Annotated in this window: 15 protein-coding genes and 1 other RNA gene; 12 read left to right on the forward strand and 4 right to left on the reverse strand. The window is 47.6% G+C overall.

Annotated features, from left to right (window positions below):
• Positions 1-104: 104 nt before the first annotated feature.
• Complete coding sequence (locus PSI15_RS01925) at positions 105-2,126, forward strand: NADPH-dependent 2,4-dienoyl-CoA reductase (RefSeq protein WP_273582069.1); 2,022 nt, start codon at positions 105-107, stop codon at positions 2,124-2,126.
• A gap of 59 nt (positions 2,127-2,185) precedes the next feature.
• Here the strand turns inward: PSI15_RS01925 and sstT are convergent, their stop codons facing one another.
• A complete protein-coding gene (gene sstT, locus PSI15_RS01930) occupies positions 2,186-3,442 on the reverse strand; it encodes a serine/threonine transporter SstT (protein WP_273582070.1) in 1,257 nt (418 codons plus the stop codon).
• 574 nt (positions 3,443-4,016) lie between these two features.
• Between sstT and PSI15_RS01935 the strand changes: the two genes are divergently transcribed.
• The 5 genes from PSI15_RS01935 (at position 4,017) to PSI15_RS01955 (ending at position 6,470) form a co-directional block, all read left to right on the forward strand.
• A complete protein-coding gene (locus tag PSI15_RS01935) occupies positions 4,017-4,685 on the forward strand; it encodes a DedA family protein (protein ID WP_273582071.1) in 669 nt (222 codons plus the stop codon).
• Positions 4,686-4,874: 189 nt separating this feature from the next.
• Positions 4,875-5,180, forward strand: coding sequence for a DUF883 family protein (locus PSI15_RS01940; protein ID WP_273582072.1), 306 nt, complete (start codon positions 4,875-4,877; stop codon positions 5,178-5,180).
• Position 5,181: 1 nt separating this feature from the next.
• Entirely contained in the window at positions 5,182-5,583 is a 402-nt protein-coding gene (locus PSI15_RS01945) for a phage holin family protein (RefSeq protein WP_273582073.1), read from the forward strand.
• Positions 5,576-5,869 carry a YqjK-like family protein gene (locus tag PSI15_RS01950; protein ID WP_273582074.1) on the forward strand — a complete coding sequence of 98 codons (294 nt, stop codon included), beginning with the start codon at positions 5,576-5,578 and terminating at the stop codon, positions 5,867-5,869. Before PSI15_RS01945 ends, PSI15_RS01950 begins: the two co-directional genes overlap by 8 nt.
• A 205-nt stretch (positions 5,870-6,074) precedes the next feature.
• The gene (locus PSI15_RS01955; RefSeq protein WP_273582075.1) at positions 6,075-6,470 is read left to right on the forward strand and encodes a DoxX family protein; all 396 of its coding nucleotides are present in this window, start codon (positions 6,075-6,077) and stop codon (positions 6,468-6,470) included.
• Between the two features lie 47 nt (positions 6,471-6,517).
• On the opposite strand, the gene PSI15_RS01960 is transcribed toward PSI15_RS01955, so the two are convergent.
• On the reverse strand, positions 6,518-7,414 hold the full coding sequence (locus PSI15_RS01960; protein WP_273582076.1) for a LysR family transcriptional regulator: 897 nt from the start codon (positions 7,412-7,414) through the stop codon (positions 6,518-6,520).
• A gap of 115 nt (positions 7,415-7,529) precedes the next feature.
• On the opposite strand from PSI15_RS01960, the gene PSI15_RS01965 reads away from it, so the two are divergent.
• Positions 7,530-8,231, forward strand: a complete 702-nt coding sequence (locus PSI15_RS01965; protein WP_273582077.1) for a pirin family protein — start codon at positions 7,530-7,532, stop codon at positions 8,229-8,231.
• 95 nt (positions 8,232-8,326) lie between these two features.
• On the opposite strand, the gene rnpB is transcribed toward PSI15_RS01965, so the two are convergent.
• Positions 8,327-8,713: RNase P RNA component class A (gene rnpB / locus PSI15_RS01970), an RNA gene on the reverse strand.
• 42 nt (positions 8,714-8,755) lie between these two features.
• Positions 8,756-9,664: a 16S rRNA (cytidine(1402)-2'-O)-methyltransferase gene (gene rsmI / locus PSI15_RS01975; RefSeq protein WP_273582078.1), complete on the reverse strand. Its 909-nt coding sequence runs from the start codon at positions 9,662-9,664 to the stop codon at positions 8,756-8,758.
• A 63-nt stretch (positions 9,665-9,727) separates the two neighbouring features.
• On the opposite strand from rsmI, the gene PSI15_RS01980 reads away from it, so the two are divergent.
• The 5 genes from PSI15_RS01980 to PSI15_RS02000 all read left to right on the forward strand — a co-directional run bounded on the left by PSI15_RS01980 (position 9,728) and on the right by PSI15_RS02000 (position 15,193).
• The gene (locus tag PSI15_RS01980) at positions 9,728-11,530 is read left to right on the forward strand and encodes a penicillin-binding protein activator (RefSeq protein WP_273582079.1); all 1,803 of its coding nucleotides are present in this window, start codon (positions 9,728-9,730) and stop codon (positions 11,528-11,530) included.
• 83 nt (positions 11,531-11,613) lie between these two features.
• Positions 11,614-11,997 (forward strand): YraN family protein, encoded by a 384-nt coding sequence (locus PSI15_RS01985; RefSeq protein WP_273582080.1) that lies wholly within the window; start codon positions 11,614-11,616, stop codon positions 11,995-11,997.
• A 51-nt stretch (positions 11,998-12,048) separates the two neighbouring features.
• Complete coding sequence (gene diaA / locus PSI15_RS01990) at positions 12,049-12,639, forward strand: DnaA initiator-associating protein DiaA (RefSeq protein ID WP_273552405.1); 591 nt, start codon at positions 12,049-12,051, stop codon at positions 12,637-12,639.
• Positions 12,640-12,650: 11 nt separating this feature from the next.
• The gene (dolP, locus tag PSI15_RS01995) at positions 12,651-13,226 is read left to right on the forward strand and encodes a division/outer membrane stress-associated lipid-binding lipoprotein (protein WP_273582081.1); all 576 of its coding nucleotides are present in this window, start codon (positions 12,651-12,653) and stop codon (positions 13,224-13,226) included.
• A gap of 209 nt (positions 13,227-13,435) precedes the next feature.
• Entirely contained in the window at positions 13,436-15,193 is a 1,758-nt protein-coding gene (locus PSI15_RS02000; protein ID WP_273582082.1) for a type VI secretion system baseplate subunit TssF, read from the forward strand.
• The last annotated feature ends 14 nt before the right edge of the window (positions 15,194-15,207 follow it).

Consider the following 15,207-nt stretch of genomic DNA (forward strand, 5'->3'; position numbering starts at 1 on the left):
CAAAGTAGTTCCAATAATGCCGGAACTGTCTAAATTTGATAATCATCTCATCCGACCACTTGGTTGTTTGTTTTTGGGCTTCCAACTATTTGATGGAGAATGCAATGAGCAATTACCCCCACCTGCTTACACCGCTGGATTTGGGCTTTACCACACTAAAAAACCGTGTATTGATGGGTTCAATGCACACAGGGCTTGAAGAATATCCTGACGGTGCCCAACGTTTAGCTCAATTTTATGCCGAACGGGCGGCGGGCGGCGTCGCATTGATTGTGACCGGCGGTATCGCACCAAATCCGCAAGGCGTGGTTGCAGCAGGGGCAAGCATCTTAAATAGTGAAGCTCAACTGCCGCACCACAAACTCATTACCGATGCAGTACATCAGGCTGGAGGGAAAATTGCTTTGCAAATCCTGCATGCCGGACGTTACAGCTACCAGAAAAATGCCGTCGCACCTTCGGCGATCCAAGCGCCGATTAATCCCTTTATGCCCAGAGAAATGTCTGAAGAAGATATCCAGCAAACAATCCGGGATTTTGCCCGCTGTGCCCAACTTGCCCAGCAAGCAGGCTATGATGGAGTGGAAATCATGGGGTCAGAAGGTTATCTCATTAACCAGTTTCTGGTCACGCGCACTAATCAGCGGCAGGATAAGTGGGGTGGAACTTTCGAAAACCGCATGCGCTTTGCTGTCGACATTGTCAACGCCGTCCGCGCCATCACAGGCGAGCGTTTTATCCTTGTCTACCGCCTTTCCATGCTGGATTTAGTGGAAGAGGGTTCTAACTGGCAAGAGGTCGAACAACTGGCTCTGGCGATTGAAAAAGCCGGCGCATCGATCATCAATACCGGTATTGGCTGGCATGAAGCCCGTATTCCAACCATTGCCACGATGGTGCCCAGAGCCGGATTCAGTTGGGTCACGCAAAAATTGATGGGAAAAGTCAGCATCCCTTTAATTACCACCAACCGCATTAACGATCCCCAAGTTGCTGAACAAGTGCTCAGTGAAGGCTACGCCGATATGGTTTCCATGGCACGGCCGCTTCTCGCTGATGCCGAATTTGTCCTGAAAGCCGAACAAAACCGCGCCGATGAAATCAATACCTGTATAGGTTGCAACCAAGCCTGTCTGGACAAAGTTTTTGTCGGCAAGCTGGCATCTTGTCTGGTCAATCCACGCGCCTGCCATGAAACCGAATTCATTGCTGCCCCGGTAAAAATTCCCAAAACTATCGCGGTGATCGGTGCAGGACCGGCGGGATTATCCTTTGCCGTCACCGCCGCCAGCCGGGGGCACCATGTCACGCTGTTTGAACGGGAAAATCAAATCGGCGGGCAATTTAATATCGCCAAGCAAATTCCCGGCAAAGAAGAATTTCATGAAACCTTACGCTATTTTTCCCGCCAATTGGCCTTAAACGGCGTTGAAGTTCGCCTCAACCAGACGGCAACGGCTGACCAGCTTGCAGCGTTTGATGAAGTTGTTCTCGCAACCGGCATCACACCACGCATTCCCAATATCGACGGCATTGAACATGAAAAGGTGCTGACTTACCTTGATGTCTTAAAACACAAGCGGCCGGTCGGCAAACGTATTGCCATTATCGGCGCGGGCGGTATTGGTTTCGATACCGCGGAGTACCTGAGCCAAAGCGGGCAAAGCACCAGCTTGAGCAGCCATGCGTTTAGTCATGAGTGGGGCATTGACCGGACCATCAGGCATCGGGGAGGACTACAGCCAGAAGGCGCGCAGGCCGAACGTTCCCCCCACAAGATTTATCTGCTGCAACGCAAGGACTCCAAGGTCGGGGAGGGTCTGGGAAAAACCACGGGATGGGTGCATAAGGCCAGCCTGTTAATGCGGGGCGTTACAATGTTAAACCGCGTGCAATACGTGAAGATTGATGATCAGGGATTACATATCCGCCGTGGCGATGAACAACAATGCCTTGACGTGGATAATGTGATTATTTGTGCCGGACAGGAACCATTGAAAGCCCTCTTCCCACCGTTACAGGCAATGGGAAAAAGTGTGCATATCATTGGCGGGGCAGATATCGCCGCCGAATTAGATGCCCGCCGTGCCATCGCTCAGGGAACCCGTTTGGCGCTTAAATTGTAAAGCAAGAACGGTGATAATTTATACTCAATTCATTATCACCGTTCCCACTTATAATTGGATTAACGTTGTGTCAATTGATCCGCGGCTATACGAGTCTCTTGTGCCTGACAAGCAGCGGCGGTAAACAGGACATCAGTGGAAGAGTTTAACGCAGTTTCAACAGAATCCTGTATTACACCGATAATCATCCCTACTGCAACAACCTGCATGGCAATTTCATTGGAAATACCAAACATGCTACATCCCAATGGAATCAATAATAAAGAACCGCCTACAACACCTGAAGTTCCACATGCGGCAACCGCAGACACTACGCTCAATAAAACTGCTGTTGGTAGATCAATATTGATACCTAATGTATTCACAGCGGCTAATGTCAATACGGTAATGGTAACAGCTGCTCCACCCATATTGATAATCGCTCCTAAAGGAATAGAAATAGAATAAGTGTCTTCATTTAAATTCATGCGACGGCACATTGCCATATTCACAGGAATATTGGCGGCTGAACTACGGGTAAAGAACGCGGTTATCCCACTTTCACGCAAACAATAAAAAACCAGAGGATAAGGATTGCGCTTAATCATCCAAAAAACAATCAAAGGATTAACGACTAACGCGACAAAAATCATACAACCCAGCAATACCAACAACAATTGTACATAGCTTAATAAAGCATGAAATCCTGTCGTAGCAATAGTTGCAGATATCAGTCCAAAGATGCCAATAGGAGCAAAACGAATAATCACACGTAAGACCTGTGTCACCGCTTCGGCCAAATCCTGAACCATAGACTTCGTTGACTCCTTTCCATGACGTAAAGCAATACCCAACCCCGTTGACCATGCCAAGATACCAATATAGTTAGCATTCAGTAATGCATCAATAGGATTGGCAACTACATTAAGTAGTACTCCTTTCAGGACTTCAATAATATCTTCTGGTGGTGATATTTTCATATTATTAACCACCAACTGTAATGTTGATGGGAACAATATACTACCAGCAACGGCTACACACGCCGCTAAAAATGTTCCAATGATGTAAAGGAATAAGATCGGGCGAACACTACTTTTCTGACCTGTTTTATGATTTGCAATTGAAGACATAACTAACAACCACACTAAAACAGGTGCGGCTGCCTTCAAAGCACCAATAAAAAGTGTTCCTAATATCCCAACTGGCTTAGCTACAGAAGGCGCCAGCCATGCCAGCAATATCCCCAATATTAATCCGATAGATATTTGTTTTACCAGGCTTCCTTGTACAAGGAGCTGCACAAAATATCGCACAAAGCCTTTTTGTTGTTTTTTCATAGCCTATCCATTTGGTATTTTGGCTCATCGAGCCTGATGTTTTTGTGTTTGCTTTCCCAACAAGGGAAATTAAGAGAACTGCAAAGATTATTCATTGCAATATACAGAAAAATCAACAATTGATAACAATTTGATTACATTTATGTGATCGAAAGCAATAAACACGGGTTATTTATCTGATATAAACGGAATAGGGTGGATTTTCATTATTAATCAATGGGTAATGGAAAATTTAACTGGCAATATACGTAAATTCACTCCATACAAATGATAAATAGCGCATTAATGCTATTTAATAAAATCTCATCAAACGATTAATTAACAGATATATCTCAATGAACTCACTTTTACATTGAGGTAAGTGTTCAATTACCCAACAAAATTTCCTGTCTGGATTCTGTCGATTTTGTTAAAGTGTGCCAGTCGATCTTTAGGCCATCTTGAAGGGATTTCGAGATCATTTTATGACAACTGATATTAATAACTTTATGCTTACAAAGTATTTAATAGAAACTAACCATAAATGACCATAAAAGTAAGATGTCATCCTTAATCCGCGTTTTAGGAACATTTGATGGAAATTGTAACAGACCTTATTTATGCACTCTGGCACCAAGATTACGAAACACTGGCTAATCCGTCGTTGGTATGGGCTATCTACATGCTGCTGTTTATTATCCTGTTTCTGGAAAATGGGGTATTACCTGCGGCTTTTTTACCGGGCGACAGCCTACTGATATTAGTCGGTGTCCTCATTGCAAAAGAGGCCATGAGTTTTCCTGCAACCTTAGTCATTCTCACCGCCGGAGCTAGCCTCGGCTGCTGGATCGGCTACCTTCAGGGAAGGTGGCTTGGCAATACGAAGTTAGTTCAGGGCTGGTTATCACATCTTCCCGCACACTATCATCAACGCGCACATCGCTTATTCCATCGTCATGGTTTATCTGCCTTGCTGATCGGCCGTTTCCTTGCGTTTATCAGAACCTTACTACCCACACTGGCGGGTCTTGCTGGGCTGAACAGCGGGCGCTTTCAACTCTTCAATTGGCTTAGTGGGTTCCTGTGGGTCGTTATTCTCACCACCTTAGGTTATGCGCTAGGTAAAAGCCCGCTGTTTTGCCAGTATGAAGAATACCTGATGAACTTTTTGGTTCTGTTGCCTGTTGGTCTGTTATTCATTGGGTTAATTGGCAGCCTGACGGTTATTTGGCGTAAAAAGCGCACGAATAAACCCCTGTCATAACACTTTAATTTTTCTCTGATTTCCCTGTGGTATTGTCGTAAAAGAGACCACAGGGCATCACTCTCTTCGTTCATCTGACCTTGCCCATTAAAATATATCGTGACAATTTTTCATCAATTCAACCTTTCCTCTCCTGATAAAAGCGTCTATGTTTGAAATTCATCCATCGTATATTTAAGGAGACTGGCAATGCCACAGAAGAAAAGCTCTGACGATCTACGGGCTGAATTACAATCCCTTGCCGATACGCTAGAAGAAGTCCTTAATAACGCCAGTGACAAGCCAAAGGCAGAACTGGAAAAGTTACGCAACAAAGCAGAAAAAACGCTGAAAGAGGCGCGTGTTACGCTCAGTGAAGCCAGTGATAAGCTGGTCGATCAAACCAAAGAAATTGCCGGCCATGCGGATAATTATGTGCATGAAAATCCGTGGACGGGTGTCGGTATCGGTGCCGCCATTGGTGTGGTATTGGGCGTTCTGCTTGCAAGGCGCTAACATGACTCAATTCCCCCACGCGAAAGGCCCTGGCAAAGGGCTGTTTGATACGGTACGGCAAATAGCCGCAATAATTGTTCATATGGTTGAAACCCGTCTCCAACTCGCTGCGGTTGAGTTGGAGGAGGGAGCAGCAACCCTGATAAAACTGCTACTGCTGGTAGGATTAACGCTATTATTCGCGGGTTTTGGCCTGATGTGCCTGTTGGTGCTGATATTCTGGACCATCGAACCAGCCTATCGCATTGTGGCAATCGCCATCACGACCGGCATATTACTGCTCCTTGCCGTATTGGGTGCAATCTGGACAAGAAGAAAAGCCGGAAACTTGACCTTTCTCAACGCAACCCGAGAGCAATTGAACATCGACCGTAAAATGCTGGAGGATGATCAGCATGAATAAGTCGGGGCATTATCAGCGAAAACGGCGCAAACAACAGTTATTAAAAGAGATCCAGCAACAACGCCAGTTGCTTTCTGCCTATAGCCAGAGTTGGCTTGAAGTCACACAACCGTATGATAAAGGCTGGCAAGCCCTCACCGCTTTCAAGCCTTATGTCGCCATAGGCGCTGGCCTTGCCTTGCTTTATGGATTACGTCACCCCAAGAGGTTTTATCGCTGGTCACGTCGTATGATCAGCATTCTGGGGATCGTGAAAATTGTCCGCAATACGCTATATACAAATTAATCATAAAAATACCCCTGAACATAAACCTTTCAAAAAAACTGCATGAAATTGTTAATATTCCTTACTATCAACCCATAAGGCCTCTCTTTAGAATACGTCCCATCCGATAACGATGAACAAATCGTACTATTTAGTCCATTCTTGGGCGATAAAACCTAAACAAACAGCTTACTTATCGCTACCTGCGATATTTGAGGAAACAATCATGAAAAAATTTGAAGATAGCGGCCTGCTGGTTGCCCGTATTTTAATCTCCGTGCTTTTCATTATCGCCGGATATGGAAAATTAGGTGATGCTTACTCGGGAACACAGGCATTTATGGAAGCAATGAAAGTGCCGGGCATTCTACTGCCACTGACTATTTTACTGGAACTGGGGGGCGGGCTTGCGGTGATGTTCGGCCTGCTGACCCGTACCACGGCGGTGTTTACTTTTATTTTCTGTATCCTGACCGCACTGCTGTTCCACAGCGATTTTTCAAATGACATGAACCTGACCATGTTCCTGAAAAACTTCTCTATCGGCGCAGGCTACTTGCTGCTGGCGATGATGGGGCCGGGAAGATTTAGTCTTGACCATGTATTGAAGAAAAATTGGTAATTGCTTTTCCTTTGCTAGCCCCTGTTTATCCGGCAGGGGCTTTTACATTATTTCTTCGCAAACAATTTAGGGATTTCACGCAAGCACCAAGACTTGGCTTCTCCCATGCTGTCACGCCGCCATGCCATGATAATGCTGGTTTCATGGCTATATTCCGAACCAATCACCCGCAAGCGACCTTCGGCAATATCGTGTTCCACCATAGGATATGGCATGGTTGCCACGCCCAATCCGGCCAACAGCGCCCGACGTTTATCTTCCAGTGAACTCACGGTTAAACGCGGTTGTTTGTCCAATAATTGTACCGTCAACACCGGACGCTCTCTGGCCGTATCCGCCACAGCAATGCCACGATATTTTACCCGTGTGGCATCAGACAAGGGTTCCGGTTCATCATGGATGGGGTGCGTTACACTAGCAACATAGACATTATTAATGGAATAAAGCACCCGCGAATTTATTTCGGCGCAAGCCCTGAAATGAAGATCCGGGGCAATTACAATATCAGCCTGTCCCGTTTCCAAACGTTCCCAAGCCCCTGCCAGCACTTCCGTCACTAATGAAAGTTGGGTACTCGACTTAGCCGCCAATTTATCCACCAGCGGAAAAAGCGATGTGATCGGGAACAGCGCTTCACACACAATCGTCAGGTGGGTTTCCCAACCGCGGGCAAGCGCTTCGGCATCTGCGGTTAATTTATCCGCCGCTTCAAGCAGTAAGCGCCCTCGCTCCAGTAGCATCCGGCCAACATTAGTAAATTTCGTGCGATGACCAGAGCGATCAAACAATACGACATCCAATTCTTCTTCCAATTTCTGCATGGTATAACTCAGTGCAGAAGGAACCCGACCCAACTCATCCGCTGCGGCGGCAAAACTTCCCCGCCGGTCTATCGCATCCATGACCCGCAGGGATTCCAAAGTAAGCGCACGTTCTTTGCCCATATTTTTCTCAATCAGGAATTTTGAATATAGTCACCAGATTAACTGGCTAACATTTCAACGTCCAGATAATTAAGATCGAGGGTCATAGATCTATGGTTAAAAAGAGATAACAGGCATGATAATAACGAGAACAGCAAATCAATGCGGAAAAGCGGATTATGGCTGGCTACAGGCTCGCTATACTTTTTCATTTGGTCACTATTTTGACCCAAAATTTTTGAACTACCGAGCGCTGCGGGTGCTTAATCAGGAAGTTTTAGCCCCCAAAGCCGAATTCCAACCCAAATCTTACCCTCATGTTGATGTCCTGAATATTATCTTGCAAGGAGAAGCCCAATATCGGGACAGTGAAGGCAATCACGTTCATGCACGGCAGGGGGATTGCTTGCTGTTTTCTGCCCGTCAGGGAATTCGTTACAGTGAGCACAATACCAGTGACACGATGCCACTGACTCGGCTGCAACTCTGGCTCAATGCCTGTCCTCAGCAAGAAACACAGCCATTACAGCGCAAGGTACTGCCAGATAAGCCGCTCACATTACTGGCTTCTCCGACGTCAGAAAACAATAGCATGTCTCTGCGTCAGCAAGTCTGGATAAGCTATCTCGTACTTAATCCCCATAGCAGCCAGATTTTGGCTTTACGCGGCAAACATGCTTACCTGCAATCCATTAGCGGAAACGCAATCACTGCGGGTCACAAAAACAACAACGTAAAAATAAAATGCGGGGATGGGGTATTTATTCAGGAAGAGCAAAAAGTGATATTACAAGCGGAAACGCCATTTCGCGGATTATTGATTGATTTGGCGGATTAATGCCTTTTTCGCCTAATTCCTTTTACTGCCAAACCGTTTGCTGCCAAATAAAAAGAAATAAGCCCTATAAAGCCATCTGCTCTATAGGGCTAAATTTGTGAAGTTGACCGATAAGCCGGGTTCTGTCTTGGACAGCCATTCATCTAGGCCAGCACTTGCGCACTGGCTCAAGCAACCTACCCGGGTTCGGTACGGGCCGTACCCTATGAACCCCTATTTGGTCTTGCTCCGGGTGGAGTTTACCGTGCCACGAACTGTTACCAATCGCGCGGTGCGCTCTTACCGCACCCTTTCACCCTTACCTGATCCCAAATTTGTTTTTGCAAACAAAACCGGGCCATCGGCGGTTTGCTCTCTGTTGCACTGGTCGTAGGCTTTCACCTCCCAGACGTTATCTGGCACCCTGCCCTATGGAGCCCGGACTTTCCTCCCCTTTACGTCTCCCGAAAGAGCAATAAAGCAGCGACTGTCTGGTCAACTCCGGCGCGGATTATAAGAGGTTTACTATCCAATGTATAGGTGTTTTAAGCGTCTTCTTCAATTTGATCCAAGGCCGTGTTTTGATCGAGCGACTGGTTTTTATCGAGAGAATAACGATACAGGGCATTTTTCTTTACGCCGTGGATCTCTGCCGCCAATGCCGCCGCTTTTTTCAATGGCAATTCCTTTTGCAGCACGGCCAATGTCCGCAAGGCTTCCGGTGGCAAGCTATCCTCGGCGGGTTTACGATACCCTTCCACAATCAGCACCATTTCGCCCCGACGGCGGGTTTCATCTTCCCTGACCCATGCCAGCAGTTCACCTGCGGGCATCCCTTGAATCGATTCCCACGTCTTGGTCAATTCCCGCGCCAACACAACATAGCGATCGGTGCCCCACACTGTGACAATATCTTCTAAACTGTCCAACAGGCGATGTGTTGATTCGTAGAAAATCAGCGTTCGAGGCTCTTGTGCCAATTCACGCAAGGTATCCTGACGTCCCTTACTTTTAGCAGGCAAAAAACCTTCATAACAAAAGCGATCGGAAGGCAAGCCGGCAGCAGACAGTGCGGTGATTGCCGCACAAGGGCCGGGCAATGGAACCACATTGATACCGGCTTCACGGCAACGGCGAACCAAGTGATAACCCGGATCGTTGATCAACGGTGTCCCCGCATCAGACACCAATGCGATGCTTGCCCCTTGTTCGAGTTTCGTAAGCAATTGATCTGCTTTCTGCTGTTCATTATGATCGTGAAGTGCGAACATGCGCGCATTAATGGCAAAATGTTGAAGCAACAAGCCAGTGTGTCGCGTATCTTCTGCTGCAATCAGATCGACATGTTTAAGCACTTCAAGAGCGCGCTGAGTCATATCCCCCAAATTTCCAATAGGGGTTGGCACAACATACAGCGTGGATGTCGTAACCACTGCTCGATTGGTTTGATTCATTGTTTCATCCGAATGACCGATTTAAAATTGAGCATCTTTGAAAAAAACATCACTGGATACAGTATGCTTCCCTCAATTTTTGTGCATTTCAAAACTGGTTTAATCTATACAGCACTGCTGTCAGCTATGATTATTGCAGGGTGTACCATGCCCAAACAGCAAGGGCAACCCACTTCTGCGCCTCAGGATAATATCAGCGCAGAGATTAACCGCTACCAGGCCATTATTGACGCAGCACACAATCAACCCTCGTTGGCGGTTATCCGTGCTTATATCGCACTGGAATCTTACGCAACAAACGACGCTGCCCGTCAAAAAAACCTCGATGAGACCTGGCAATTACTGACACAACTCTCCCCACAGCAAATGAGTGAATTGGTGATTAATGCCAATGAATACACGTTGCAGGGCTGGCTTGATTTACTCAATATCTATCAGTCTAATAAACAGCAGTCTAATAAACAGGATCTCGATAAGCTGCGTCTGGCAATCCATGACTGGCAAATCCGTTATCCCAACAATCCTGCTGCCCACCGTTTACCTGCTGCCCTGCAACAAATGCTGCAAGCAGGCAAAGACAGCCATGCGACCATTGGGTTATTTTTGCCTTTGAACGGTCAGGCGAAAATATTTGGTGACGCGATTCGTCAAGGTTTCCTTGATGCACAAAAAGGATTACCAAAACCGGCGTTACCCAACCCATCGCTACCAAATCCCTCGTTGCCAGAATCATCATTGCCAACCAATGCGACCGATACAAATGAAGCGCTTAACGCCGAGCCATCGGCCAACCCCGAAAATACCGAGATTAATGATACCGCTATCAACGTTCAGACAGTAAAAGTCTACGATACCAGTAGCCAGCCACTGACCGAACTACTGGAACAGGCTAAACAAGATGGTGTTACTTTGGTTGTTGGGCCATTACTGAAACCCAATGTGGAACAGTTGGCTCAAATTGAAACGCCATTAAATATTCTGGCGCTCAATGAACTCGATACACCGCAAAGACAGCCGAATATTTGTTATTTCTCACTCTCTCCAGAGGATGAGGCGAAAAATGCGGCCATACATATCTGGCAACAGCAAAAGAGTAACCCCTTGGTGTTGATCCCTCGCACTGAACTAGGCACCCGAGTTGCCAACGCCTTTGCGCAAGAATGGCAAACATTGGGGGGACAGACGGTATTGCAACAGACTTTTGGCACGCCGAATGAAATGCGGCAATCCATGAATCGTGGCATTGGCATTCGCTTGTCTGGTACGCCAGTGATTGCCGCCAGTTCAGCCACAGGCCCTGTCGATGCCGTTTACATTGTCGCAACAGCAGATGAACTGACAATCATCAAACCCATGATCGATATGGCAATCAGCACCCGTAAAAAACCCACTCTCTACGCCAGTTCGCGCAGTAATAAATCTGGCTCAGGCCCTGATTTCCGCCTGGAGATGGATGGTATGCAATTTAGCGACATCCCATTGCTAACCGGTATCAATGTGCCATTAATGCAGCAAGCAGCCCAAAAATTTGCCAATGATTATTCTCTGATGCGCCTCTATGCCATGGGCATTGATGCATGGTCACTGGCCAATCAATTTACGCAAATGCAGCAAGAGACGGGATTCCACCTGAACGGTGCTTCAGGAGAGCTATCCGTGGTGGATAACTGCACTATCTTGCGTCAGTTGCCTTGGATGCAATTCAATCATGCCCGCATCACTCTCGACAATCGTACTGACAAGGCGAATGGCGCTGACAATACCAATAATCCAGAAGGTACCGATAACACAGAAAATACCGACGGCATTGATATTAATAATACAGGGCAAGGGGATAATCCCGATGAGGTGAATCATTCTCTGTGATTATTCTCTATGCTTAAAAGTATCATGCTTAAAAGTATCATGATCAAAAGTATCATGATCAAAAATATCATGGTCATTTCAGGATGAAAAAACCAACGAACAACCATTATGCGCTGGGGCGCCATTATGAGCATCAGGCTAAACTGTTTTTGCAAAAACAGGGGCTTGTCTTCGTTGCTGAGAATGTGAAAATTCGTGGCGGGGAAATCGATCTGATTATGCGTGATAGACAAACATGGGTCTTTGTTGAAGTCCGTTTCCGCCGGAATGCCCAATATGGTGGAGCCATTGCTACAATTACCCAAAGTAAGCGCAGAAAGCTCTTGTATACAGCAGCTGTCTGGCTGTCCCAACGCAATGAATGCCTGGAAACGGCACCATGCCGCTTCGATGTTTGTGTCATAACAGGACAGAAATTTGAATGGCTGAAAAACGCCTTCACGCTGAATGAGCGCCTATTTCGCTAGGTGCTCAATTTTCTCGCTAACTCAATAATTCCAATATACATAGGTCATAACGTGCTGGATAGAATTAAAGTCTGCTTTACAGAAAGTATTCAAACTCAAATTGCAGCAGCAGAAGCATTACCCGATGCCATATCACGCGCAGCAATGATGATGGTGCAATCACTGCTGAACGGCAACAAAATTCTTTGCTGTGGTAACGGTGGATCTGCCGCAACCGCACAACGTTTTGCCGCCAGCATGATCAATCGCTTTGAAACCGATCGGCCAAGCCTGCCTGCTCTGTCGTTGAATGCTGATAATGTAGTCGTCACTGCTATCGCCAATAGTAAACAGCCTGACGAAATCTACGCCAAGCAAGTCAGGGCATTGGGACATACCGGAGACGTCCTGCTTGCCATTTCGACCCATGGCAACAGTCGGGATATCATCAAAGCGGTGGAAGCAGCAGTCACACGTGATATGACGATTGTCGCGCTGACAGGCTATGATGGCGGTGAACTGGCAGGTTTACTTGGCCCTCAGGATGTTGAGATACGCATTCCCTCACATCACAGCGTCAGGATCCAAGAAGTTCATATGTTGACGATCAACTGCCTGTGCGACTTAATCGACAACACGTTATTCCCTCATCAGGATGAATAAGGAGCCAACTTATGCGGTTATTTTCTCTATTATTGGTCTTTTTCAGTGCAATGCTATTGCAAGGGTGTATTGGTGCCGCCGTCGTAGGTTCCGCTGCGATTGCCACAAAAGCCGGCTCAGATCCGCGAACTGTCGGGCAACAAGTTGACGATACCACGCTGGAAGCGCGTATCAGCAATGCCATCAGTAAAGATCCACACATTAAGGCTCAAGCCCGTGTGGTCGTGACGGTGTATCAAGGCAAAGTGCTTTTAACGGGGCAAAGCCCGAATACGGCTCTGGCTGAACGGGCAAAACAGATTGCTGCAAAAGTTGAAGGCACCGAGGTGGTCTATAATGAGATCCGTCGGGGCAATCCCGTCACATTAGCCACGGCCTCCGCGGATACTTGGCTGACGACCAAAGTACGCTCCCAAATTTTAACCAGTGATGCCGTGAAATCATCCAGCATCAAAGTGGTGACAGAAGATGGTGAAGTCTTTTTGTTTGGCATCGTCACACAACAAGAGGGGGCTGCCGCTGCGAAAATCGCCAGCGAAACCAGCGGCGTAAAACGTGTCACCACCGCATTTACCTATCTCAACTGAAAATCATCAAGGCGGCACGAATCCATGCCGCTTTTTATTTGCTGCGATTAAGACTTCCCCCTCCAATCATAAAAAACCTGAATTTAATCAATATTTAAAATCAATAAATGAGAGCAAAAAATCACATTTATTTGTATTTTATTGATTTTATTTAAACTTTGTTCACAATGTACCGATTAATTACCCATCAATACATTAGATAATTACAAATGAAAAACAACAAGGAATCTCTGTACCTGCAAGAACTGATCTACCTGCGGGAATTGGCGCAGCAGGTAGCACTGACATCACCCCATCTGACGGGGTTTCTGGATACGCCCCGTGACCCCGATATTGAACGTCTCTTTGAAGCGTTTGCGCTGCTGGTTTCTAACTTACGGGATAAGCTGGAGGATGATTTTCCCGAAATCACCCACGGTATTCTGTCCCGCATCTGGCCGTTAGCCTTAAGTCCCATCCCGCCCACCACCATCATGCAGTTTTATCCCACTGACGGGGAGCATCAGGGCACCGCCGATATTCCGGCCGGCACGCCGGTTTCCGCTGAGGTTAACGGGCAGTTGCTCACCTTTAAAACCTGCCGACCTTTGCATATCGAACCCCTTATTGTGCGGGACAGAGCGGTGAATAAAACTGGCACCCACAGTGAGATCGTGCTGACGCTTTGCCAGACAGGCGCCGCATCTTCCGTCTGGCAAAGCGGGCCACTCACTTTTTTCCTCGGCACAGACAGCGAACGGGCGGCGCAATTAAGCCTGTGGCTGGATAATCATATCTGTGAGATGAGCCTGAGAACCCAGGGAGAACACCGAAAACTGCGTGATTTCCCTTATGGCTGGCATAACCTGTTCGATACCCCTATCCTGCCGACGGAAAATCGCACCTATACCGGCCTGCAATTACTGCTGGAATATGATGCGCTACCCCAGCTGTATAACTTTATGACGGTGGATATCCGCGACAGTTGCCGTGAAGTCCCGTTAAATGCCGACGGCACCTTTGAACTGGTTTTTCGTTTTGAAGGTGAGTTGCCGCTGGATCATGTCGACGATGCCTTTACACTTGGCTGTGTGCCGGCCATTCATCTGGAAACCCTGACCAGCCTTCCCCTGCCGCTGAGTGAGGAGGAGGATCGTTATCCCCTGCCCCTTGCTGAGTCCGTCCAGTTGTTTCGCCTGCGCGATATCCAGGTAGCCAGGCAACCCGATGAAGGGCAGCCGCGTGGTGCACCTTACCGCTATCTGCCCATTGACCAGTTTACGCCGTCAGCCCCCTGGCTGGCGGAAGAGGGAGAGCCTGGTACATTCTACTATCTGCTCCAGAGTGAGCGTGATTTACTGGGCAGGCTCACGTACCGGCTGCATTTTTTTGACCTGGCCGGCAAACCGGCTGAGCGCTTGCCCCTCCTCACCGTCACCGGTAATTTTTGGGGTTACTATGAACAGGCAATGACGCTGGGAGCAGGCACTATTACCGTAACGCAGGAAGGTTCCCCAGCCCATCTCAGCGTGCACAATATGATTCCGGTTTTAACCGATTACCCACCCCTGTTACAGGGCAATGCCGGCTGGCCGCTGCTCTCCTCCCTCGCCAGCCCGCCGGTGTTGTTATTTGCCACCGACAGCCTGAAAAATGTCCTCCGCCTGTTTGACCCTTACGCCGATCTCAACCGCCCATTGAGCCGTCAGATCCATCAGCACATTGACGGCATTGTCCATGTGGAAGAGCGCCTGACCGACCGCCTGAAACGCGGCAAACCGGTTCGCGGGCATTTAGTGTCAATCACGCTTAACCCCGACTGTTACCGCAATCAGGGGGAAATGTACCGCTTCTGCCGGTTAATCCATGAAGCCATGGCGTGCTTTGTCAACCAATCCACCTTCGTCAGGCTGGAGGTTTATACCTCAGACAACAGCGGCGTCTTGTGGGCATTTAAGGAAGTCTACGGAACACGCAGAGATATGTAAGCCATCAAACCATC

The sequence above is a fragment of the Xenorhabdus sp. PR6a genome, from assembly GCF_028599065.1.
GTDB classification, from domain to species: domain Bacteria; phylum Pseudomonadota; class Gammaproteobacteria; order Enterobacterales; family Enterobacteriaceae; genus Xenorhabdus; species Xenorhabdus doucetiae.

Bases quoted from the DNA above. Each gene is read 5' to 3' on its own strand.
- PSI15_RS01925 (WP_273582069.1), top strand. From the start codon at position 105: ATGAGCAATTACCCCCACCTGCTTACACCGCTGGATTTGGGCTTTACC.
- sstT (WP_273582070.1), bottom strand. From the start codon at position 3,442: ATGAAAAAACAACAAAAAGGCTTTGTGCGATATTTTGTGCAGCTCCTT.
- PSI15_RS01935 (WP_273582071.1), top strand. From the start codon at position 4,017: ATGGAAATTGTAACAGACCTTATTTATGCACTCTGGCACCAAGATTAC.
- PSI15_RS01940 (WP_273582072.1), top strand. From the start codon at position 4,875: ATGCCACAGAAGAAAAGCTCTGACGATCTACGGGCTGAATTACAATCC.
- PSI15_RS01945 (WP_273582073.1), top strand. From the start codon at position 5,182: ATGACTCAATTCCCCCACGCGAAAGGCCCTGGCAAAGGGCTGTTTGAT.
- PSI15_RS01950 (WP_273582074.1), top strand. From the start codon at position 5,576: ATGAATAAGTCGGGGCATTATCAGCGAAAACGGCGCAAACAACAGTTA.
- PSI15_RS01955 (WP_273582075.1), top strand. From the start codon at position 6,075: ATGAAAAAATTTGAAGATAGCGGCCTGCTGGTTGCCCGTATTTTAATC.
- PSI15_RS01960 (WP_273582076.1), bottom strand. From the start codon at position 7,414: ATGGGCAAAGAACGTGCGCTTACTTTGGAATCCCTGCGGGTCATGGAT.
- PSI15_RS01965 (WP_273582077.1), top strand. From the start codon at position 7,530: ATGATAATAACGAGAACAGCAAATCAATGCGGAAAAGCGGATTATGGC.
- rsmI (WP_273582078.1), bottom strand. From the start codon at position 9,664: ATGAATCAAACCAATCGAGCAGTGGTTACGACATCCACGCTGTATGTT.
- PSI15_RS01980 (WP_273582079.1), top strand. From the start codon at position 9,728: ATGCTTCCCTCAATTTTTGTGCATTTCAAAACTGGTTTAATCTATACA.
- PSI15_RS01985 (WP_273582080.1), top strand. From the start codon at position 11,614: ATGAAAAAACCAACGAACAACCATTATGCGCTGGGGCGCCATTATGAG.
- dolP (WP_273582081.1), top strand. From the start codon at position 12,651: ATGCGGTTATTTTCTCTATTATTGGTCTTTTTCAGTGCAATGCTATTG.
- PSI15_RS02000 (WP_273582082.1), top strand. From the start codon at position 13,436: ATGAAAAACAACAAGGAATCTCTGTACCTGCAAGAACTGATCTACCTG.